Genomic DNA, 23,090 nt, shown 5'->3' on the forward strand with positions numbered 1-23,090 from the left:
GAAGAACATGGCTACATATACTTACAAACTATACAAAAACAATATGAAAGAGTCCAAGCCTGCTGCCAACAAGGAATATGTCCGCAGAGAGTTAAAACTGATGACCACTCACCAGCTTAGAGAAATCTGCATCAAGGAAAAGCTGGTGGAAAGCAGGCTGGCAACCTTGGACCGTTATGAGCTCATTGAACTTATTATGCGCTACCGGGGTGCCAGGGAAAATATGTTGATCACCGAATATTCGCCTAGCGGACAGGAACGGCTGGAACAATTCATCGGGCGTATTGATACCTATATGGAAAACAACAAATCGATCCAGAATCCCTCAAAAATTGTTATTTATGAAGGACTGGATACGGATAAATATGACCGTTATGTTGTGAATGCCCCTAAGGTTCTGGAAGAATCGAATGTACTCCTGGTCAGTGGCAATAAAGAATTATGTGCAGTATTTAACTTGATTGCTGATGGCAATATCCCCGGGCGTTTTTATTTGACCCGTAAGGGCGGACTGCCGGTCAAAGAGTTCCAGAACAAGAATTATAGCCTGCTGTATTTTGCCAAACGGGAGTCAGAAATTTTATATAACGTCTATTATGATGAAAATCTGCTCTTGCCGAAGAACATGAAATGCTATAAACTGCCGCTTTTAAACTTGGAAGTAAAGCAGCCGATTGAAACAGCCCAGCCGCTGGCCATCGATTTTGGCACCACCAATACGACTGCCGGGCTCTATATTGACCGTGAGCTATATGACGCCATTGATAAAGGCGGGGCGGAAGAAAATCTTTTAAAATCCGATGCTATCAACCTTGTGGAAGTATTTTGCGACACGGACGAAGGGGAAATCCTTACCCCGCTTATCCCATCGGTAGTAGGAATATGGGACATTTCAGATGATGACGCTGACGATATAGAATATGTATTTGGCCATCAAGCGTTAAAATTAGCTCGGGCTAATTATATTCATGAAGGTTTCTGCGTATTTTTTGATATTAAACGCTGGATTCGTGACTATGACCGTATGGAGGAAATCACGGATCGTAAAGGACGACGGATTTTCAAGAAACGCAAGGAAATTATCAAAGTCTTTTTGGAACATGTCATTGCCATTGCTCAACAGCGCTTTAAATGCCGCTTTAAAACCTTACATGTTTCCTCGCCGGTTAAAGAGAAACAGCGGTTTTTAGATCTATTCGGTGATATTTTATCAGCTTGGAATCTGGAAACAGAAAACATGCTTGATGAAGGTGCGGCTGTTCTCTTTAACACGATTTCGAACTTTTTGGAAAAAAATGCCGGGCGTCCTATGGATAAAGAAGAGCATAAGGCTCTGGTTATTGACTGCGGCGGCGGTACTACCGATCTCTCCTCGTGTGTGTTCAGTATTGAAAGCCGACGGGTTTCCTATAAGATTGACATTGAAACTACCTATGAAAACGGTGATACGGATTTTGGCGGCAACAACCTCACCTTCCGCATTATGCAGCTCATCAAGATCATGATAGCGGAAAATCTCACAGGCGGTACAGCTGCTAAGTCCCGGGAGATCTTGGCGGCGTTTGATGGTGACATTTACCGTGAAGTGGACCAGGTCGGTATCAAGGCTGTATATAAAATATTGGACGGCACTTATGAGCAGACGGAAAGCTATATTCCTACCCGGTTTAAAAATTACGAATGCGGCAGCTCCAAAGAATATTTTAAAGTCAAAAATAACTTCTATTTCCTGTTCCAGCTGGCTGAAGACATCAAAACTGAACTATTTGCCAGGCAGCGCTATCAGCGAATTGTCATTGACAGCCAAGAACAAGAAAATCTCAGAAGCGGCGAGAAAATCATTGCTCCCGGCCGCTGGCGCATATCAGTTATGGAAGGCGACGAGCTAAAAACCTTGCGGGATATCCCTTTACTCAGTTTTACTCTGTATGACATTGGCCTATTATTAAAAGCCGATATCTATGAAATTGTCCGCAAGTTTATTGAAGAATCCTATAATACCGGTGAGTTAAATGACTATAGTGTCATAAAGCTTACTGGTCAATCCTGTAAAATCGGGCTGTTTAAAGAGGCTCTTAAAGAATTCATTCCCGGCCGGGTTATTGAATTCGGAGGACGAGAAGGTATTGACGGGCCAGAACTAAAGCTCTCCTGTCTAAGGGGTGCCATCAAATATCTTAAAGCCAAAAAAGGCGGTTACGCTGAAGTCACCATGCGCCAGCGTCCGGCCATACTACCCTATATCGTTACGGCTAACACCCACATCGGTGAAGAAAAAATTCTTATTGCCAGAGACGGCAATCTCAGCGGGAATATCTCCCGCTTCGTTGAAGGGGTGGCTTTGAAATTAACCCTTAAGAACCTAACCGGTGAAGAATGCTATACCTATGTCTATGAAAACCGCCGCGAGGATTTTAAGCTTGTAACATATGAAGAGATTCAGGCTCAATACGGGGACAACATTATCCAGGATGAAACAGATAACATTATTGAAAATGAAGTGAAGTACTTTGTCTGGTATAAAGAAAAGCTCTGGGGCTTTGTAGTAGTGCCGGTATTGCGCCAACAGGGCACCTTGCAGTTGGGCCGGGAAGAATTGTTTACTTTTGAGAATGATTTGTGGGAAAACAACTTCTTTGATGGCTTGAAATAAATAGTAAAGCATGTAAAAGAAATGCGTTGCTAAAATACTGAGGAGTAGAACATGTTTATAGATACATATCCGAAATTCACCGCCGGACGGGTGTTAAAACACGAGACGCTTAACTTGCTGCGGGACTATCCCCGCGACTATGTTGACATATTATATCGAGGCTACACGGATGGCCTCATGGCTGGCTGTCAGCTGGTCATCAACAGCGATACTATTACGATAGAACCCGGCTTGGTTCGCTATTTAGGAAAAATCTATATGATGAATGAGAGCATCAATATCCCTTATACTGCTACAGGTCAGGATGCTATCTTAAAAATTTGTTTCAAAAAAGAAAAAGAAAACAATGAAACTATCGTGAGTCAAGGCGACATGATGTTGCAGCCGGGAACAAAGCTGGCCGAAAATGAGCTGGAACTTTGCCGCTTTAAGCTAAAACAGGGAGCTAGACTGCGCGATGACTATCAAAACTTTGCCGACTTGGCTACTGAATATGATACGGTCAACATAATTTATGTGCGTTATGCTGCCCCTTATGAACAGACGCTGTCACCTGTCATCACCAGGCGATTTGCCCAGGAAGCCCTGGAAAACAAGTTGTTGCAGCCCTTTGACTATGCTTTTATCAGCCAATGCGCAGGAGGAGAACCGGTAGCCCGTATGTTCATTACGGCTTATATCTCAGCAAGATTAGGCATAGTAGCCAAAGACAGCACCCATCAGGATATGCACAGGCATCTTGCTGCAATCCTAAGTGATATCAGGCAGGGCAAAGATATGGCCACTGCTCCAAGACGAAACAGCGGCCGACGGGTGTTGATAGACTAAAAAGTGGGGAGGTAGAAAATATAGCCGAATATGTGGATGAACAAATCCGTAGAGTAATTAATCAAATTGAAGAACAAGAAGCGCTTTCAAATCAAAACATTTATGAAGGTGTAACAGTGAATAATCAATATTATGAATTTGAAGAACGCTCTTTTTTTGATGATCAGTTAAAAATTTATATGCCTATGGTATTTGAAGATATGTCGCCGGAATTTGCCCGGATCAAGTACCCATCAGAGGATCGGCCTCAAGTTATCAAAACAGATAGCACAGGCGGTATCAATATTACCTTAAGTTGTATTCCTAATGGTATTGAGGATAACGACATTCTGGAAGTAAAAGATGGCGTAAAAGCTATTCTTAGAAAACTAAACCCTTGCTATCTATTTATTGAAGACGGAGTTGAAACTGTTGAAGAAAAAACAGTCGGTTTTATAGAATTCAAAAGCCCGACTCTTGGTCAACCTTTATACCAGCTCAGATTCTTTTTGGAAATGGACGGTAACGTAATGATGGGAATCTTCAGCTGCCAGTTTGATGATTATGCTGCGTGGCGGCCCTTAGCACAGCAAATAATGAAATCCGTGCGCGTAAGTCCCCAAACAGCACTAGCTTATAAGAACGAGCCGTCAGGAGGCGGTATATAGTGGAAAACTATCAACAGCAGGCTGAGGCGGCATTGGCGAGTGCAGGTAAAGCCATTAATTGGCACAGTATACGTTTTTCTCCCTATTCATTCAAAGACATCCTAGCATTGGAAATTACGCAAGAGATTAACGAACATGCCAAACTGCATATCAGTGGGACATTACCGGATATCATAGCAGGCGCAAACCAGGACTATGTACAAACGACTACCGAAAATACTCCCGTGACATTGGAATATCTTGACGGTACGGGAACAGAAAAGATTCTGTTTAAAGGATTGGTTACCGATATAAGCCAAAGGACCCTGGCGGGATTAAAGCACCTTGATATTGAAGCTGTTAGTTTTAGTTATCAGTTGGACGTCATAAAACACAGTCGTTCTTTTCAACGTCATCAGGAACCCTACAGTTATATTTTTGAACGGATTAACACCTCAGCTCGTGAATATGTACCTAATCTTAAAGACGATGTAGTGAAGGCGGAAGGGAATGAGGATCAACAAACTACGGGACGGCTTATTGTTCAGTATCAAGAGACGGAATGGCAGTTTCTAAAAAGACTTGCGTCTCATTTCAATATCGGACTGACACCGGATATTACCTTTGACAGTCCCAAAGTTTATTTTGGTCTGCCGCCTGAGCCCCGGCAAAATGCTAATCGCGACAACAGTCAGGATAATAGCGATCAAAAGCAAGAAGCTGCAGGGCCAGAGCTAAATGTGTCAGACTATATCATTTGCCGCAATACTAAAGAATACGCAGTAGCCAGCAAAAACAATCGAAAAAACAGTGGTGCTGCATTTAGTGAAAATGACTTCACCTATTGTGAAGCCAAATCATTAGATATTCTGCAGCTTGGACAAAAAGTGACCTTTTTAGGATTGAACTGGTATATAAGAGCCATCCATACCACCATGGAAAAAGGGGCTGTAAACAACACTTATACCCTGTCAGCAAAACAAGGCTTGATGCAGGATGATTTATACAACACCAAGCTTAGCGGTATTTCCTTGCACGGGGTAGTAAAAGAAGTAACGAAAGACCAAGTAAAAGCGCATATCACTGCCATTGACAATGAATGGGATGAGGGGACAACCTGGTTTTTCTCATACACAACGATTTACTCTTCGCCTGACGGCAGTGGTTGGTACTGCATGCCTGAGGTAGGCGATAATGTAAGAATTTACTTTCCCTGCAGCAAAGAAGAAGAGGCTGTTGCAGCAAGTTCGGTCAATCTGACTCCTTCAAAGCGGGGTAAACGGGAAGACCCTGACAGCAAGATTCTCAGTAACGTATATGGAAAACAAGTAATCCTTAATCCCGGCGGCATCGAAATCATCGCCAATGATCAATTGCTTATGACCTTGACGGACGATGGCGGCGTAAACATTAAAAGCGATAAGAAAATTACACTGGAAGCCGAGGAAGATATCGAAATCACTAGCAAAACTAGCAAAATAACAGTAAGCGGCATGGAAGAAGTTAGTATTCAACAAGGAGCTGGTGAAATTAACCTGAAACAAGATATCTTTCTCAGAGGAGCAAAGGTGAACGTGCAGAAATGAACCACGAGAAAATAGTACAAGATTTTATAAAAACGCAAACCGAAGGTTGGGTGGAAGAAGACTTTGCCGCGATGAATCTAGCCTTATCTGACAATAAGAAAAATATAGTAGGAGAGCTGTCCGCTGCTATCAGGCAAGTATGCTCTCAGGCAATCACACAGCAAGCGCAAGGAATCAAAGGTCCGGCTGCAGTCATCTGTATATCCTTTTTGCGTACAAATATGATGGACAATATTTGGGAATACCGGGTCAATCTATATGACGAAAAGATGTTTTTCGATCAGGTTGAATGCTGCGCCAGTTATAAAATGGATTTTGTATGGCAGTATCTAAGAAAGCGACTGGAAGGCTTAGCTGCAGCAGTTAAAACCGGCATGCATGCCAATAAGGTTCGTCCCTTTCATTTGGAAGATGTAAAACTTAATATGGCAGAGCAATATCATGCGGCTGCCGCTACGATTACTCAATTAGCCATTGGTGAGGCGATTAAAATTCCGGAATATGATACACTGCAGAAAATAGACAACTTCAAAATTGTTATGGGAGAATATTGGGATTCGAATGTCTTAATATATGAAGGAACTTAAACATCTTAACCCCCAATAAGATTGGAGACAAGGAACATATTATGGAATATTTTCGCTTAAGGCAGGATAAGGACTATTTAAATGCCCCGATTATTCTTGATGTCATTAAACAGATACAACGTCGATATGTCACGCCGGAAGATGCTGATAAGATTGCTGAAATCACCGTATTTAAGTTAGCCAATCATGATAAGCTTGATTCCCTTGATCTGCTCGACCGTCAGCTATTTCTTTTATCACGCTTACTGAAAGACACTGTCAAACTTTATGTGCCAAAGCTAGTCTGCAAAAAGGTGCTGTTATTGAACTCGGCAAAAAAAGTGCAGTTACTTTATTACTTGCCTATTTTTCCAGGCGTTGATTGTATTTCAGACCAAAGCATTATGACGCCTGACAAAAGTGTAGTTAAAAAATTGGTATTAAAAAGAGCCGAGATACCTAAGCAAGCCGTATTTAAAGTCAGACACAGCCATGAAACAATCATCATTGCTCGTCTTGATGCGGCAGAGAGCATGATGCGGAGAAGATTTCGCGGCATTAAAATGCATAGGGTTGAGCTGGAATGAAGCAAAAAGCTACTGTCTATAACCTGATTGAGGCTTTGAACGGAGAAATAGTGTTTTTGCATAGAGGTCGAAAAAAGGAGTGGCGTAAAGATGGCCAAGAGCTATATTGTCGAAGGGGCAGGAGTGCGCTGTAATAGAGGGGGGAAATTAACTCGACTTCAATTGCCGCAGGACCATGGGATGTACTTTATGAACAAGCCGATATTAAATGAGCGGGATTGTGTTGCCGGAGTTAACGTAATGCCTTTTGGCACTTGCCAAATTCTCGGTACTTGCAAACCGTTGTTATCGTTCCAATGGGAAGAAACACAGCGTGATGCAAAAATTGGTCCTTGCTCTGGCTTGATTATGGATTCCTTTTTAGGATGCTATTGGGGCGGGTGTATTACCATCAAAGATGATGGACAGAATTCCACTGCAGGTACAAATGGTAATATAGACTGGGATGAGATTATTGCTGCCAGTAACGGAGCTAACCCCATTGGCAATCCAGCCGATGACAACTCGCTATCGGCGATGGCCTATAGATCGTTTTGGAAAAATGATGATGGCGTTCCGCAGTTGTCTAATAATGTGCCGGCTGTGTTAAGTATTGCTGGGGCTGCTGGCGATGCGAAGATAGCATATACGAAGCAGACTAGTCAGGAAGAACTATTTGGCAAGAGTAGAGAAACTAATGAGTGGTCCAATCGTTCGAGAAAAGTACGTTTGGAGGAAATGGACAGTCGTATGAACGATTTGGGTGCATCTGAAAAACTCAGCAAAATTGGCAAGTGGGCAAATCGTGCCACTTATGGGACTACTATAGTAATGGATGTTTACACTAATGTGAATAAAAATGATAAAGGTGAATACGAATTTTGTGCCAATAAAGATGCTACAAATAAATTTGCTTCAGAGCTTTCGACTGATTTGGCATTAGCGTGGGGTACAATTGAACTTTGTGCAGCAGCTGGGAGTATTGGAGGGCCGATTGGCACGGCAGCGGGTGTTGTTGTAGGGATTGGTGCTGCTTGGTTACTTGATGGTATAGATATTAAAGGTAAAACACCGAGAGCATATTTACAAGGCTATGCAAAACAGGGGCTTGAGAATATGGAGGAAAGCTGGAATAAACCTAGTCAAGATGGAACTCCCAATATAAGAACTTTTAGATAATAGGAGAATGATATGGAAAGTAATGAAGTAAATAGTGTATTTCAATATTTGGATATTGATACTGAAGGGGAGAAAATAAATAAAATTGCATTTCCACTATTAGCATTTGAAGCAATGAGCTGTTTTGTTTTTGCTGAGAGGATAAGTTTTTTGACTACATTTTCATTTGCAGTGGTTATTTTTATTGTTATGTTTATTTGGGGCGTGAACATAAGTAAAAATAGTAAGTCGCTATTTCTGTATCTTGGAATAGGGTCTGGATTGTGGTCGTTATCTTTTATATTAGTAGCATTGGGAGCGAGTTACATTGATTTACTGCATGGATGTATCGCATTTATTATAATTATGCTATTTAGTATGCCCGCTAATATATATATTGTAAAAAAGAATGCAAGGAAAGTTTTAAATGTAAAGGGCAGCTGTGCTTATACGAAGTTATCGAAATCTTATTATAAAGCATGTGGTGCACTTGGTTATTTAATTGGCATTATTTTTGTGAAAATTTTATGTCCGGGTTTGATAAATTTTGGAATAATAGTATGTTTTGCAATTTTGGCTTATATGTTTCAGTATGTGTCCATAATTTACTTTTACAAACACATCATTAGAAGAAGGTACCATATCGATGAATTGCTAGAACAAAAGGCTAATGCAAAGATAAAATCCGCGGTGAAGCAATGATAGAAGAATGTAAAAAACGTTGAAAAAAAATTTATAATTTCAACGGAAGCTGGAATAGTCCGCCAAGATTTCCTTGTCCAGCTCTTATTTGCTAAAACAGATAAAGTGCTTCAGTTAATTGGAGATTATTATGGAAAACTACGAAATAAAGAAAGTCCGTAAGTACTTAAATATTCAAGTAGATGCAAAAAAAGTGCGCTATATTTATTTTCCTTTATTCGTATTTGAATTAATGTGTTGGGGATTTTATCCTGGCTATGTAGGCAATGGGGGTATTATCATTGCAGTTATAATCTTTTTTAGTATGTTGATTTGGGGAGAAATAATACGAGTGAGGGGGAAGAATCTATTTTTATATATGGGGGTAGGAATGAGCTTATGGTCTTTATGTTCAATATTATTAGTATTGTATATAGTTCATGCTGATTTCTTTCAGGGGTTGGCGATTGGTATCGGTATATTATTGCTGTCTGTGCCAGCAGCTATATGGCTTGTAAGAAGAAATGCGCAAAGAATACTAAGTGGAAAAGCTAAACCGCGAATTAATTTACCTATGAGTTGCTATAGCGCTGCAGGTTCGCTTGCTGTAGCAACTGGTTGTGTCACCAGAAGGTGGTTAAGTCAGAATACAAATGCTATTGTTGCAATAGTGGCGGGTATTTTTGTTGCGTGTGGTTGTCTGTATGCTGCTATTGAGAGATTTTACAAACACATTATCAGAAGAAGATACCATATCGATGAATTACTAGAGCAAAAGGCTAAAGCAAAGGTAAAACAGCAGTGAAGCAATGACAGTAAGTAAAAGAAGGCAAGAATCGGTAAGTTCTGACTTCATATAAAAAATTATCAAAAGAAGATATGACATCAATATCAATCATGTTCTGGCAGCAATTAGGGAAGATACAAGTTCCCAATGATCGATTAAAAATTAATCCTGCTAGTTTTGTGTCTATGGAGAATGAGATGTACTTTCGTGCTCCTAATGTACATGTAAATGATGGCTGATGTAAAAGCTTGACTTTGGGGCAGATTTTTGTTTATCCGATTTTAATAAAAAAATATAAAGAGGTATTAGAATGTTTAATGAACTACAAGAAAGAGAATTTGGTTTACTTAGCGTCTTATCAACGGCCTGGTCAGTTTATTGTCAGCGGTTTAGAGCAATTCTCATAATTACGCTGATAGTATATATTCCTACTAATATTATTGAGTTTTTTATTTTGATGAATGTAGAAAAAGTCGAATCCTATATGAAATTTGTAATGAATTTAGAAATGTTCATTGGTGTTATTGCTTGCATGGGCATTGCCATTATTGTCGAGAAAGCCGTAAAAAATGAGGATGTTGACTGGAAGACAGCTCTAAGTCAAAGTTTTGCAAGTTGGAATAAGTGTGTAGTGACGAATTTATCAGCTGGCCTAAGAATACTGGGATGGACGCTACTGCTGATAGTACCAGGAATTATATGGTTTATATACTACTATTTTGTTACGCAAATAGTTGCTTTGCGTGGTATTAGCGGAATTAAGGTTTTAGATTATAGTAAAGCTTTAGTCAAAGAACGATGGTGGAGAACCTTTGAGATAATAGTCGCTATTATAATAGCAACTATTGTTATAAGCTGTGTAAAAGAATATCTATTAGGTACGCTGTGTAATATGTTTTCCGAGAGTTGTCTGGGTCTGGATATGTTGCCTGATTGGTTGTTTGATATACTGCCTGATTGGCTGCTTAAGATATGGCCTGCTATTTTTTCGGTATTTTTCATTATTTGTGAAACTGTTGAGAACATTATCGATGCATTTTTTACTGTTGCAGTTACCGTGCTTTTTCTTAATTTAGATTACATAACTAAGATAAATATAAATGAATTAAATAGCGAGTTGCCTGGCGAAATGGATGTTGAAACTTGCGAAGCTAAAATTTAATATTCAGGGAGGAAAATTTTAAAAGAAACAAGGAGCAAACGATGCTCTAAAGACTATGAAGGAAAGCTGGAACAGAACTACAGTAGATAAAAATGGAATTAAGACTATAACGTCGTGTAGATAATGGGAGAATAATATGGAAAAAGATAAAATAAATCTTGTATATAAATTTTTGGATGTTACCGGCGAAAAATTTGGAGATATGTATTTTGCGCTATTTGTTATGGAGGCATTTGCCTGTCTGGCTAATTATACCAATATAGGCTTGGGAATTTCAGTTCCCTGCGCATTAGTTATTTTTATGAGCATAGTCATTTGGGGGGACATGATAAAAGAAAATGGTGAATTTTTTTTCATATATCTTGGTGTGGTAGGGTTTTTACTGTCTTTGTGTTTTATGCTAATAGCATTGGGACTTAGTCAGTTTAACCTGCTGTATAGCTTTATTGTTTTTATTGCAATGCTGCTGGTTAGCATACCTAGCGGTATCTATTTTGTAAAAAGAAGGGCAAAAAAGATATTAAGTGGACAAGATAGTCGGGATGATACGAAGCTGGCACCTTTCATTGGTGTTGTCGGCCCGCTTACTGTAATAATTGGTATCATTGAAACCCAAATTTTAAGTGGTGAAGTGAGAACTTTAATAGTCATAGTGTGTAGCTACATAATGTTTTGCATATCTCTGGGGTGTGCAATCATGGACTTTTATAGAGAGATTATCAGAAGAAGATACAACATCAATATCAATAATTTGCTAAAACAGCAGACTGCAAAACCAACCAATAGGCGGTGAAGTAATGGCGGCAATTAGCTATGACAAAATAAAAGTAATCAGTCCATGGGAAATTCAGTCTATTTATGATCTTAAGATAACGAACAAGTTAAATCAGCATGGAGAACTACAGCTTACTGCATTAATTAGCGAAGAATCAGGCAAACGTGCAGGTCTTCAGGAAACAGTAACAGATCAAATCAAAGTGATTATTATCGATGGAAATAATACCAAGGCGATTTTTACAGGACGGCTAAAGGATGTCGATATCAGCGTTAAGGCTGGTTTGTATAACTTGCAGGCGTCAGCGCTTTCCGAGAGTTCTATCATGGACGAGGAGAAAAAAAGCCGCTCCTTTCAAAATACCAATCTAAATTATTCTGATATCGTGCAAATAGTGACGCAGGACTATTCGGGTAAAAGCTTCGAACTTACAGCCGATAAAGCGGCGATTAATGGTCCGATTATTCAATATCAGGAGACGGACTGGCAGTTTATTAAACGGATGGCATCTTTAATGGAGACAGTGATTGCAGCCGACGGTACGGTGGAAGATCGAATCTTTTCTTTCGGCTATCCCAAAGGAAAAGCCATAACATTATCCAAAGATATAGCGTACACGACAGGCAAAAATATTAAAGCATTTTATGAGGATGTTAGCTGCAATTCTAAGCTTAATTCCAATGAATATGCTTATTATGTAGTGGAAAGCCATGATGAACTAAATATTGGTGATCAAGTTACCTTTTTGGACAATGAAATGTATGTGGGGGCTGTAATCATTGAACTAATACAGGGATTAGTAGTTTATCGTGCCACATTGGTGCGTAAAATGACACTCAGACAAAATCCCATTTACAATAGCAATATACAAGGCGTAAGCCTAGAAGGAACTGTGCTTGATTTACAAGATCAGTCCATTAAGCTGCACCTGAATATTGACAAAGAACAAAATCCAGATGAAGCCTACTGGTATTCCTTTGTACCGCCCACTACCGATATGATGTATCTTATGCCGCAATTGAACACCAACGCTAGTCTCTACATACCGGGACTAAGAGAGCAGGATGCTATTATTACTGGCTGTGTACGAACAAACGGGGCAAGTTGTGAAGATACAAGTGATCCCAATGATCGATTTTTGGGGACGGAATATGGTCAGGAACTAAAAATTACTCCTGACGGCATATATATCACGGCTGGCCGTGACGATCTGATACTTACCCTGGATGATGAAAAAGGCGTAAATATATCCAGCCATAAGGGAATTGTAATGGAAGCAAAAGAAGAAATCATACTTAAGTCCAAGAAAAAAGTAGTTCTTCGTGCTCCCAGTCAAGTGCTTATGAATACACCGGCTAGTTTCGTGTCTATGGAGAATGAGATGTACTTTCGTGCTCCTAATGTACATGTAAATGATGGCTGATAGTATATATTCAATATTTGGCGTAATTTGGCGGAATCTTAATAGGAATTGATAAGATACTTCATCTCTTGGCTAGCTGGGCTAAGAGATGTTTTTTATTTTTTTTATAAAAAATGACCAGACAGTCATAATTTTGTCATATTTCCATAGTATTGTTTACATAAGGAGATGCAATTGAGAAAATCTAAATAGATTCTCCGAAAAATTACATAGAGACCAATCAATATAAAATATAATAAAGGTGGAATTTTTTATGAAAAGTATAGCAAAGAAAATAATTGCTTACTCGCTGCTGGCAGGTGTTATGCAATTCGGATTTAGCGCAACCGTCACACAAGCGTCGCCGAGAGATGATTGGCAGCAGCAACATAATGAACAGCAGTTTCATGAAAAGCAGCGGCATGAGCAGGAGATGCAGCGACATGATCATGAGAGTGATAGAGGATGGCATGAACGGCAGCGCCAGGAAAACGAAAGGCATGAGCGGTATGCGCGTCAGGACAATGAACGTCAATATCGGAATGAATTAGAAATGGAACGGCATGAGCGAGAGTTGCAACGTCGTGAGGATGAGTCGTGGCAGGATTGGAATGATAGAGTGTGGCTAGAAAACCAGCGGCATGATGAGATAGTTAAACAGATTGAGATAGATGTATTCGCGATGTTCTTAAATTAAATGGATTTTTGAAACGATATCAAGGCCCAATCGGTTTATTCCGGTTGGGGGCTTTTAAGTGCCCTTTTCTTTCAAAGGTATCGTTCAAAAGCCTATTTTTATTTTGCGATAAAAAAATTTTTGTTAAGTTTTTCTTAATATATATCGATAATATAGGAAATAAGTCCTGCTGACAGCAAAGATGGTGATGAATATGATTTTGAAAGTCGCGCGTGTACAACCTATTTTTAATAATTATAAGCAGGATTCGCAAACACCCAAGGAAGGGTTAAAAAGGAAGGAAGTCACTTCGTTCGCTAATATTCTGGAAGATACAATTAGATCTAAAATTATTAGCAGCAAGTAGTAGCTATTCTAAGCTTATTAGGTAACGGGATAACGTTCCTAACTCCTTCACTCCTCCTTTTTATTCATCTACGGTAATCCCCCTAAAGGCCCATCTTTTGGCGATTATGCCAGGGGATGGGCCTTTTTTGAGATTTCACCAAAGATAGTGTTTATTTTGTAAGCGTTAAAAGTCGTTACCAATTGACTCGTGTCAAGGTAACGACTTTTTTGACGCTGTAGCTTTAGGTAGGCTGCCTAATCTTAGTAAAACGATAGGAAAATTATGGGTGAAGTTACGCCGTTATCCTGATTTTTTGGGGGCAATGTGAAACAGTAAAAAAGTCATAAGAAAAGCCCTCTTAAGGGCTGACTGAAAGGGATTATACGGATGGTCAAATATCGGAAAGTTTTATTTCATCAATTTTTAGGTTAATAAATATGTCTTCAAGATTTTTCTTGGAAAGTAACAATTGATCAATGATTACTTGTTCTTTTTCTTTGTTAAGCCGAAAGGTAGGAATGCTGACGCTAATTGCTGCAATAATTTTACTGTTATATTTTAACGGTGTTGCAAAACAGTTCAAGTTTTCGGAGGCTTCTTCGCGTTCTATTGCAATTTTTGTTTTACGTATAGCTGCTAATTGGCTACACAGTATATCTATATTAGTTACAGTTTTTGGTGTTATAGGAGCCAATCCTTTGGGATAGAGAAGAGCAATTTTTTCTTTTGAATAATCGCTTAATAGAGCTTTTCCAATGGCGGTACAGTAGGCTGGCAGTCGTTTTCCGACAAAAGAAATTAGACGTATTGGAAAAGGGGAATCTTCTTTTTCCAAATAGAGTACTTCGCTATCTATTAATATTCCCAGTTGGCAAGTTTCTGAAGTTTTCATTACTATTTTTTTCATTTCCGGTTGTATTAAAGAAAGAATATCCATATCTCTTAGGTAGGCGGAGCCGATGATAAAAGAATTAAGACCTACTACATATTTTCCGGTGGCTTCATTAATTGTAATAAAGTGTCGACTATATAATGTTTTTATAATCGGAGTAATCGTGCTTTTAGGAACTTTTATTAAATTGGCTATTTCGGTTAGCGAAAAACCGTCTATTGAATGTGAAAGTAACTGTAGAATATCCAGCACTCTGGTTGTTGGTTTATGTTCGGTTACATTCATCATGTATCACCCAATTATTATACGACATCATATTTTATTAGTATAGCATTTTAGTCATTTCATTTCAATTATTTAGCTCTTTTGTTAATACGGGCAAGTTGTTATTGATGATAAAATAACAAAAACTGAATATTGATATTTTCAAAATATAATGATATAATATACACAAATAAAACGTATATAAGAATCATTACGTATATACGAACAAAGGAGGGCGAAAAATGAAAAACGGAATTATTGTTGATCCATTAGACAATGTCGGTGTTGCCATTGAAAATATCAAGAAAGGAGAAGATATCGTTTATCTGGACGAAGCCCAAAAAACAATTCGCTTGAAGGCGGCAGATAATATCCCTATTTATCATAAATTTGCGACTTGTGACATTAATATGAATGCGCCAATTGTGAAGTACGCGCAACATATTGGACTGGCAGCCATTGCAATTTCTCAAGGGCAACATGTTCACGTTCATAACGTTAAAAGCGTAAGGGAAAATTTAGGATAAGAAGGTGTAATCATGAATTTTTTAGGATACAAACGACCGGATGGCAGAATTGGTATCCGTAATCATGTTTTAATTTTACCCACTAGTGTCTGTGCTTCCGATACAACAAGAATTATATCGCAACAAGTAAAAGGTACGGTAACTTTTAATAATCAGAACGGTTGTTCTCAAGTTGCTTCTGATCAACAATTTACAATGGATGTCATGGCCGGTTTTGCCGCCAACCCTAATATTTACGGTATCGTGGTCGTGTCTTTGGGGTGTGAAAACTGTCAGATGGATTTAGTGGTTGAAGCCATAAAACAACGTACGAATAAGCCGTTGCAGACAGTGATTATCCAAGAAGCAGGCGGAACGCTAAAAGCAATCGATTTAGCGGCTCGCTATGCCAAAGAAATGGTATTGCAGGCTGGAAAAATATTGAGAGAAGAGTGCGATATTTCAAACTTAATTGTCGGGACTGAATGTGGAGGTTCTGATCCCACATCGGGTCTTGCGGCAAATCCGGTGGTAGGCAAGTTAAGTGATATCCTGGTTGATCTTGGCGGAACTTCTATCTTAAGCGAAACTACTGAATTTATTGGTGCCGAACATTTATTGGCAGAACGTGGAAAAAATGAAACTGTAAAGAACAGAATATTGGAGATTGTACACCGATACGAAAAAGCGTTACAACTGGTAGGCGAAGAGGTAAGGGAAGGAAATCCTTCTCCGGGAAATAAAGCCGGAGGAATTACGACTCTAGAGGAAAAATCATTAGGCTGTATTCATAAGGGCGGCCATCGGATGATCAGCGCTGTTTATGATTATGCAAAACAAATTGAAGAAAGAGGATTGGTCATTATGGATACGCCAGGTAATGATCCTTCTTCTGTAGCGGCCATGGTCGCCGGCGGCGCGCAAATCATTGTCTTTACGACCGGACAGGGCACTCCGAGCGGAAATCCGATTGCTCCGGTTATAAAATTAACGGGCAATAAAGAGACCTACGCCAATATGATCGACAATATCGATTTTGACGCCAGCCCGCTGATTTACGGGAATAAAACAATAGACCAATTAAGTCATGAATTATTAGAAATTACCGTAGACACGGCCAATGGAAAAATGACAAAAGCGGAATCTCTCGGCTATATGGAAATCGGAATTGCGCGAGTTTGCAATTACGTATAAAAAGGAGCGAATAACATGAAAAAGGCACAATTTTTGACCCCGGTTGTTACAGCGTTTGATGAAAACGCAAATTTGGATGTAAAAGGTAATCAGGCGATTTACGAGCACTTGATTCAGGGCGGTATTGACGGAATTGTCGTGATGGGAAGTACCGGCGAGTTTTTTGCCATGTCCATGGAGCAAAAAAAGCAATTAATCGATATTGCGGTTTCGTACATTAACCATCGCGTCAAATGTTTCGTCGGCACCGGCTGCATGACGGTTCAAGAAACGGTCGAACTGTCGAATTATGCCGCCAAGGCGGGCGCCGACGCCGTAATGATCATCAGCCCCTATTATTTTTCGATGAATCCCGGCGACATTGAAAAGTGGTATGGCGATATTGCTTCGCAAGTCAACAGCGATATTTACATTTATAACTTCCCGGATCGGACTGGTCATGACATTTCGCCGGAAGTTACGCTTCGGCTTTTACGGCAACACAAGAATATTGTCGGCTATAAAGACACGGTTGAGGCTCTCGGACATACCCGGGCTCTCATTGAGCTGACTAAGGCGGATTTCCCCGATTTCGTGATGCTTTCCGGCTATGATGAAAATTTGGCCCATGTTCTCTTAAGCGGCGGGAACGGCTGTATCGGCGGGCTGTCCAATTTGGCTCCGGAAACTTTTTCCGCTTGGGTAAAAGCTATTAACGAGCAAGATCTTTGCAAAATTGAGGAATATCAGCGAAAAGTCAATGCTCTAATGGAACTTTATACAATTAATACCCCATTTATCCCGGTCATGAAAAAGGCCATGATTTTACGCGGCGTGCCGATCCAGGAAAAATGTATCGAATTTTCTCCGATTACTGCGGAGCAAACTGCGAAAGTCACGGCAATCATGAAAAAAGCCAACCTGCTGTAACTTGAAAAAATTTTTTTTAAGGAGAGTTTGAGCATGGATACAGATGTGATTGAACAATTATGCAGTGACGTAGAGATTCCTAAAATGGTACGCGTGAAGCAACATTTTGATCCTTCTCACATTCCGCCGGAAAACATTCCCGAAGTCATCAATAAAGAATTGGCCAGAGACAGTATTTCTTCTCAGTTTAAATCGGGAAAGTCAATCGCCATTACCTGCGGTAGTAGAGGCGTTGCCAACATTGCTATTATTTTAAAAGCGATTGTTGATTACGCAAAATCAAAGGGAGCCAAGCCGTTTATTTTCCCGGCCATGGGAAGCCACGGCGGCGCGACACCCAAGGGACAGCTTGAAATTGTAAACGGCTATGGCGTTACAGAAGAAAGCATGGGTTGTCCGGTCCGGGCGACCATGGAGACGAAGCAAATCGGTATGACGGATGACGGGCGGCCCGTATTTATTGATAAATACGCCGCTGAAGCCGACGGAATTATTTTATGCGGTCGGATTAAAGCGCATACGCAGTTTGTCGGTCCTTACGAAAGCGGCTTGATGAAAATGGCCGTAATCGGGATGGGCAAGCAGCATGGAGCGGAAGGCGTTCACGAACAGGGCTTTACACATATGGCTGAAAATCTGCAGCGCTACGGTAAGGTAATTTTACATTCGGCGCCGATTGTCTGCGGCGTCGGAGTAATGGAGAATGCTTATGACCAGACCTACAAAATCGTGGCATTGACCGCTCCGGAAATCGAACAGCGTGAACCGCAGCTGCTAGTGGAAGCCAAGGAAAAAATGGGCCGCATCATGATTCCCAACGCGGATATCCTGATTGTCGATGAAATAGGCAAAAATATCAGCGGCGACGGAATGGATCCGAATGTTTCCGGCACGCTGCCGCGGGAAACGGGCGTTCCCCGTGGGAAAGACGGTTCGGAGCCCCGGATCGGCAATTTCAAGGCTCAAAGATGCGTTGTGCTGGACTTGACGGAAGAAACCCATGGCAATGCAAATGGAATCGGCTTGGCGGACGTTACGACGCAGCGGGCCGTTAATAAAATAGTGAATGAAATGGCTTATCCGAACGCCCTAACATCCACGATCCTGGAAATGGTGAAAGTGCCGTTTTATACGCGGAATGATAAAGTGGCGATACAGGTGGGCATTAAGAGCTGTAGCGGGATCGACAAGCTGCGCCCCCGCATTATTAGAATAAAAAATACGATGGAAATTGAGGAAATCGAGGTTTCCGAGGCGCTTCTTCACGAAGTGGAAAAAAATCAAAACATGGAAGTTGTTGGAAAACTGAAATCTGTGAAATTTAATGAAAACGGCAATCTTTTTTAAAAACCAATAGGATGGTGAGTTATATGCAAGAAACACTGGCAAATATCCCAAGTGCGCGTTGGTTACGGATTATTCCACCTACTATTTTAGTCTATATTTTCGGCTTTATGGATAGAACGAATATTGGTTTTGCCATGGCCGGAGGAATGACGGAGTCGCTGCAGATGACGGCTTCGCTGTCCGGTTTGGCCGCCGGTATCTTCTTCATCGGGTACATGGTTTTACAGGTTCCCGGCGGACATATTGCCGAACACGGAAGCGCCAAAAAGTTTATTGCCTGCTCGATTTTGGCCTGGAGCGCCATGTGCGTGGCTTTGGGATTTGCTCAAACTTCGACGCAGTTACTGATTTTGCGGTTTATGATAGGCGTTGCCGAAGGCGGCGTTTGGCCGGCGATTTTGGTTATCATTAGTCACTGGTTCCCTAATGAAGAGCGGGGCCGGGCAAATTCATATTTTATTATGAATGTCGCCATTGCATCGATTATCACGGGACCCATTTCGGGATGGCTGGTCAGTACGTACGGCTGGCGTTCGGTATTTATTGCGGAAGGCGCCGTTTCCTTTCTCCTGATTTTTGTTTGGTGGCCGTTCATTAGTGATAGACCGTCGGACGCCAAATGGATTTCCAAGGAAGAAAGAGACTATTTGGAAACCACTTTAAAATCCGAGCAGACATCATTGAGTGCGGCGGACGACACGCCCACATCGCTTGCGGCGATTTTTGGCAGCCTGAATATGTGGAAATTAATCTTAATTTATTTTTGCTATCAAACAGGTATTTATGGATTTGCCATGTGGCTGCCGACCATATTGAAAGACTTGATGAAAACAGGAATGACCGGTGTCGGGTTTTTATCTACAGTACCGTATTTTGCTTGCATGGTAGGCCTGTATATCTTTGGCCATTTATCAGATAGCAGTGGGAATCGGCGGCGCTATGTAGCGTTACCGCTATTGGGTTTTGCAATTTGTTTCCTTGCGTCGGCATTTTTGAAAGAGTATGTGTGGGTTTCCTTTGCTTTTCTGGTTGGCTGCGGGCTGTTTTTGCAGTGTGCTTCGGGTGTGTTCTGGACCATTCCGACGCTGTTGTTTCCGGCTAAGGTCGCTGGTGATAGTTTGGGAATAATCAACGCGTTAGGAAATTTAGGCGGATTTGTCGGCCCCTTTGTTGTAGGCTGGCTGATCACCACTTACTCAACGGTGTACGCAGGCATCTATTTCCTGGCTTTCATGTTGTTTGTTGGTTTTGTACTTACCTTAAGCTTGCCTAAAAAGACAGCAGGTCAGTGAATCATAAAAATAACGAGACGGGGTGATTCTATGGAACAAAAGAGTAAAGCGGTAAGAAAATTATGGGCGCAGTCTGACTCTCTCAAAATAGGAACCGAGTATTCCGAAGATGATTTAGACAAATTGCAAATATTAGTTGATGACGTATATGGTGAAAGCCATCCTGGTAGTGTCCATTTGGATAAGTTAGGGAAACAGGTAAGTCTTGGTGTATACGAAAGCGGCGGAAAACCAAACAATTTTCATGTCACCGATATTTGTGATGGCTGGGCTCAAGGTCATGATGGCATGAATTATATTCTGCCGTCGCGGGAAGTCATTGCCGATATGGTGGAAATTCATGCATCGGTGATGCCTTGGGATGGAATGGTTCTGATTTCCAGCTGTGATAAGGCTATACCGGGCCATTTAATGGCGGCAGCCCGTATGGGACTACCGGTTATCCATGTGCCTGGTGGGTCGATGCGATCCGGCCCCAATATTACGACTTCTGATTTAGCAGGTCCTTTAACTGCACGGGATAAAAGAGGTTTGGTTAGCAAAGAGGAAATGCGCGATTATAAATTGACAGGATGTCCAACTTGCGGGGCCTGTCAGTTTATGGGGACGGCCAGTACGATGCAATGTATGTCTGAAGCGTTAGGACTAGCCCTGCCGGGGAGTGCGTTGATTCCCGCCACCTTTATGGAAATTCAGCGCAATGCTCGTGTCGCTGGAAAAAAGATTATGGAACTCATCGACAAAAGAATCGATGTGACAAAAATTTTAACTCAGTCCGCATTTGAAAATGCGATAAAGGTCCATGCCGCTATCGGCGGAAGTACGAACGCAACACTTCACCTGCCAGCCATTGCCCATGAACTGGATATCCAAATTCATCCGCGCCTGTTTGATCAAATAGGCAAAAAAATTAAGTACCTGACCAATATTCAGCCTAGTGGACAGTATATTACAGAAATGCTGTGGTACGCCGGTGGGATTCCGATGATTCAGATGTTGATTAAAGACGAGCTGGATTTAAATGTGATGACGGTAACGGGCTACACCTTGGGTGAAAATTTAGAGATGATCCAAAAAACGAATTTCTTTGATCGGGGATTGGGTTATTTAAAATCCTATGGAATTGATCCGGAAAAAATCATTCGTAAACCCGAAAGCTCAACGAAATACGGTTCTTTAGCCGTATTATCCGGCAATATTGCACCGGACGGCTGTGTTGTGAAATATTCCGCCGTGAAGCCGACGATGCATCAGCATGTCGGACCTGCCGCCGTATTTGATTCGGAGGAGGCGGCCCAAGCCGCTATTATTGAGGGGAAAATAAATCAGGGGGACGTTATCTTTATTCGGTATGAGGGACCGAAAGGATCAGGAATGCCGGAAATGCTGATGACAACCGACGCTATTGTGTTTGACGAACGTTTGGACGGGACGGTCGCTTTGGTTACGGACGGACGTTTTTCCGGCGCTACGCAAGGCCCCTGCATTGGTCATGTTTCACCGGAAGCGGCGGAGGGAGGTCCCATTGCGTTAGTTGAAAACGGCGATCTGATTGAGCTGGATATTCCGAACAGAAAATTGAATATAATCGGGGTTAACGGCAAAGAATTATCGAATGCAGAAATTGAAGAAATTTTAAAGGAACGGAAAAAGCATTGGATACTGCCAAAGTTCCCAAATAAAAAAGGCGTATTAGCAAGATATAGTAAATATGCGACTTCAGCTATGTCTGGAGGGTATTTGAAATAGAAATATAAACAACAAAGCTGGTCTTAAAGCAAGAAAAAATAGCTTATATCCTAAAAATTAGGAACGGGCCAATTTTGCTAATGAATATATGTTTAATAATAGGTTACCTTTTCGGAATTACCGAGAGGTACCTATATTTTTTTTACTAAAATTTGGCCTGCATTATTATTGACAACCTAGTTGAAATCTTGAGAATTGTATGATAATATACATTTCAAGTGGTCATACCATTATACCATCATACCAATTTTTTAAGGTTTCTTTAATTTAAAAGTCTAAACGTATAATTATTGGGAGGTAAAGAATGAACATTTTAGTATGCATCAAACAAGTACCAGAAACTTCAAAAGTAGAAGTTGATCCAGTAACTGGGGTATTAAAAAGGGATGGTGTGGATTCAAAAATGAATCCCTATGACTTGTATGCGCTTGAAACAGCATTAAGAATACGTGAGGAAGTTGGCGGAATCGTAAAGGTTATCAGTATGGGACCACCACAAGCAGTAGAAATAATTAAAGAAGCATATATGATGGGCGCAGATGAAGGTGCTTTGCTTTCAGATCGGAGATTTGCTGGGGCTGATGTTTTGGCGACGTCCTACACGATATCACAGGGTATTAGGAAAATGGGAAATATAGATTTAATACTATGTGGTAAACAAACAACAGATGGAGATACAGCTCAAGTAGGACCAGAGACGGCGGAATATTTAGAAATTCCTCATATAGCAAATGTCATTAAAATAGAAGAAATTAAGGATAAGTCAATAGTAGTAGAAATGGACATGCCGAATACGATCGAAGTAGCAGAAATTCAATTTCCATGTTTATTAACTGTTGAAAAAGATATATACCAACCAAGACTTCCATCTTATAAGAAAAAGTTGGCAACTACAGATAGGGAAGTAAGAATGTTAAGTCTGAAAGACTTTGAGGATCAAAATGAAAAAAAATATGGATTAAATGGATCTCCAACGCAGGTAGAGAGAATATTCCCGCCAGCAGTAAATACGGACAAAGAAATTTGGAATGGAAGTGGGCCGGAATTAGCAGAAAGATTGTCTGACAAACTTAAGGAATTAAAATTTCTTTAAATTGATAAAGAGGGCCTGAGTTAAAACTA

At 40.7% G+C, this 23,090-nt stretch carries 21 protein-coding genes; 20 read left to right on the forward strand and 1 reads right to left on the reverse strand.

What is annotated here, in order from left to right:
- The first annotated feature begins 7 nt into the window (after positions 1-7).
- From Ga0466249_RS21970 to Ga0466249_RS26765, 13 genes are all read left to right on the forward strand, one after another.
- The gene (locus tag Ga0466249_RS21970; protein ID WP_215831640.1) at positions 8-2,653 is read left to right on the forward strand and encodes an Hsp70 family protein; all 2,646 of its coding nucleotides are present in this window, start codon (positions 8-10) and stop codon (positions 2,651-2,653) included.
- Positions 2,654-2,704: 51 nt separating this feature from the next.
- Positions 2,705-3,481, forward strand: a complete 777-nt coding sequence (locus Ga0466249_RS21975; RefSeq protein WP_215831641.1) for a hypothetical protein — start codon at positions 2,705-2,707, stop codon at positions 3,479-3,481.
- Between the two features lie 32 nt (positions 3,482-3,513).
- Entirely contained in the window at positions 3,514-4,128 is a 615-nt protein-coding gene (locus Ga0466249_RS21980) for a hypothetical protein (protein WP_215831642.1), read from the forward strand.
- A complete protein-coding gene (locus Ga0466249_RS21985; RefSeq protein ID WP_215831643.1) occupies positions 4,128-5,693 on the forward strand; it encodes a hypothetical protein in 1,566 nt (521 codons plus the stop codon). The genes Ga0466249_RS21980 and Ga0466249_RS21985 overlap by 1 nt, the downstream gene beginning before the upstream one ends.
- Entirely contained in the window at positions 5,690-6,280 is a 591-nt protein-coding gene (locus Ga0466249_RS21990; RefSeq protein ID WP_215831644.1) for a hypothetical protein, read from the forward strand. Before Ga0466249_RS21985 ends, Ga0466249_RS21990 begins: the two co-directional genes overlap by 4 nt.
- A 41-nt stretch (positions 6,281-6,321) precedes the next feature.
- Positions 6,322-6,846, forward strand: a complete 525-nt coding sequence (locus tag Ga0466249_RS21995) for a hypothetical protein (RefSeq protein WP_215831645.1) — start codon at positions 6,322-6,324, stop codon at positions 6,844-6,846.
- Between the two features lie 90 nt (positions 6,847-6,936).
- On the forward strand, positions 6,937-8,004 hold the full coding sequence (locus Ga0466249_RS22000) for a DUF4280 domain-containing protein (protein WP_215831646.1): 1,068 nt from the start codon (positions 6,937-6,939) through the stop codon (positions 8,002-8,004).
- Positions 8,005-8,016: 12 nt separating this feature from the next.
- Positions 8,017-8,685 (forward strand): hypothetical protein, encoded by a 669-nt coding sequence (locus Ga0466249_RS22005; RefSeq protein WP_215831647.1) that lies wholly within the window; start codon positions 8,017-8,019, stop codon positions 8,683-8,685.
- Positions 8,686-8,815: 130 nt separating this feature from the next.
- Entirely contained in the window at positions 8,816-9,469 is a 654-nt protein-coding gene (locus Ga0466249_RS22010) for a hypothetical protein (protein WP_215831648.1), read from the forward strand.
- A 292-nt stretch (positions 9,470-9,761) separates the two neighbouring features.
- Positions 9,762-10,613: a DUF975 family protein gene (locus Ga0466249_RS22015; RefSeq protein ID WP_215831649.1), complete on the forward strand. Its 852-nt coding sequence runs from the start codon at positions 9,762-9,764 to the stop codon at positions 10,611-10,613.
- 136 nt (positions 10,614-10,749) lie between these two features.
- Positions 10,750-11,406, forward strand: a complete 657-nt coding sequence (locus Ga0466249_RS22020; RefSeq protein WP_215831650.1) for a hypothetical protein — start codon at positions 10,750-10,752, stop codon at positions 11,404-11,406.
- Between the two features lie 4 nt (positions 11,407-11,410).
- A complete protein-coding gene (locus Ga0466249_RS22025) occupies positions 11,411-12,811 on the forward strand; it encodes a contractile injection system protein, VgrG/Pvc8 family (protein ID WP_215831651.1) in 1,401 nt (466 codons plus the stop codon).
- Between the two features lie 253 nt (positions 12,812-13,064).
- Positions 13,065-13,487: a hypothetical protein gene (locus tag Ga0466249_RS26765; protein WP_246588963.1), complete on the forward strand. Its 423-nt coding sequence runs from the start codon at positions 13,065-13,067 to the stop codon at positions 13,485-13,487.
- 719 nt (positions 13,488-14,206) lie between these two features.
- Here the strand turns inward: Ga0466249_RS26765 and Ga0466249_RS22035 are convergent.
- Positions 14,207-14,995: an IclR family transcriptional regulator gene (locus Ga0466249_RS22035; protein WP_215831652.1), complete on the reverse strand. Its 789-nt coding sequence runs from the start codon at positions 14,993-14,995 to the stop codon at positions 14,207-14,209.
- Between the two features lie 218 nt (positions 14,996-15,213).
- On the opposite strand from Ga0466249_RS22035, the gene Ga0466249_RS22040 reads away from it, so the two are divergent.
- From Ga0466249_RS22040 to Ga0466249_RS22070, 7 genes are all read left to right on the forward strand, one after another.
- Positions 15,214-15,498: a UxaA family hydrolase gene (locus Ga0466249_RS22040; RefSeq protein WP_215831653.1), complete on the forward strand. Its 285-nt coding sequence runs from the start codon at positions 15,214-15,216 to the stop codon at positions 15,496-15,498.
- A 12-nt stretch (positions 15,499-15,510) separates the two neighbouring features.
- Positions 15,511-16,671: a UxaA family hydrolase gene (locus Ga0466249_RS22045; RefSeq protein WP_215831654.1), complete on the forward strand. Its 1,161-nt coding sequence runs from the start codon at positions 15,511-15,513 to the stop codon at positions 16,669-16,671.
- A 15-nt stretch (positions 16,672-16,686) separates the two neighbouring features.
- A complete protein-coding gene (locus Ga0466249_RS22050; RefSeq protein WP_215831655.1) occupies positions 16,687-17,580 on the forward strand; it encodes a dihydrodipicolinate synthase family protein in 894 nt (297 codons plus the stop codon).
- A gap of 33 nt (positions 17,581-17,613) precedes the next feature.
- A complete protein-coding gene (locus Ga0466249_RS22055) occupies positions 17,614-18,927 on the forward strand; it encodes a nickel pincer cofactor-dependent isomerase, group 22 (protein WP_215831656.1) in 1,314 nt (437 codons plus the stop codon).
- 23 nt (positions 18,928-18,950) lie between these two features.
- A complete protein-coding gene (locus Ga0466249_RS22060; RefSeq protein WP_215831657.1) occupies positions 18,951-20,219 on the forward strand; it encodes an MFS transporter in 1,269 nt (422 codons plus the stop codon).
- A 30-nt stretch (positions 20,220-20,249) separates the two neighbouring features.
- The gene (gene ilvD / locus Ga0466249_RS22065) at positions 20,250-21,968 is read left to right on the forward strand and encodes a dihydroxy-acid dehydratase (protein ID WP_215831658.1); all 1,719 of its coding nucleotides are present in this window, start codon (positions 20,250-20,252) and stop codon (positions 21,966-21,968) included.
- Between the two features lie 304 nt (positions 21,969-22,272).
- Positions 22,273-23,061 (forward strand): electron transfer flavoprotein subunit beta/FixA family protein, encoded by a 789-nt coding sequence (locus Ga0466249_RS22070; protein WP_215831659.1) that lies wholly within the window; start codon positions 22,273-22,275, stop codon positions 23,059-23,061.
- Positions 23,062-23,090: the final 29 nt, after the last annotated feature.

Source organism: Pelorhabdus rhamnosifermentans (genome assembly GCF_018835585.1).
Lineage (GTDB): Bacteria > Bacillota > Negativicutes > UMGS1260 > UMGS1260 > Pelorhabdus > Pelorhabdus rhamnosifermentans.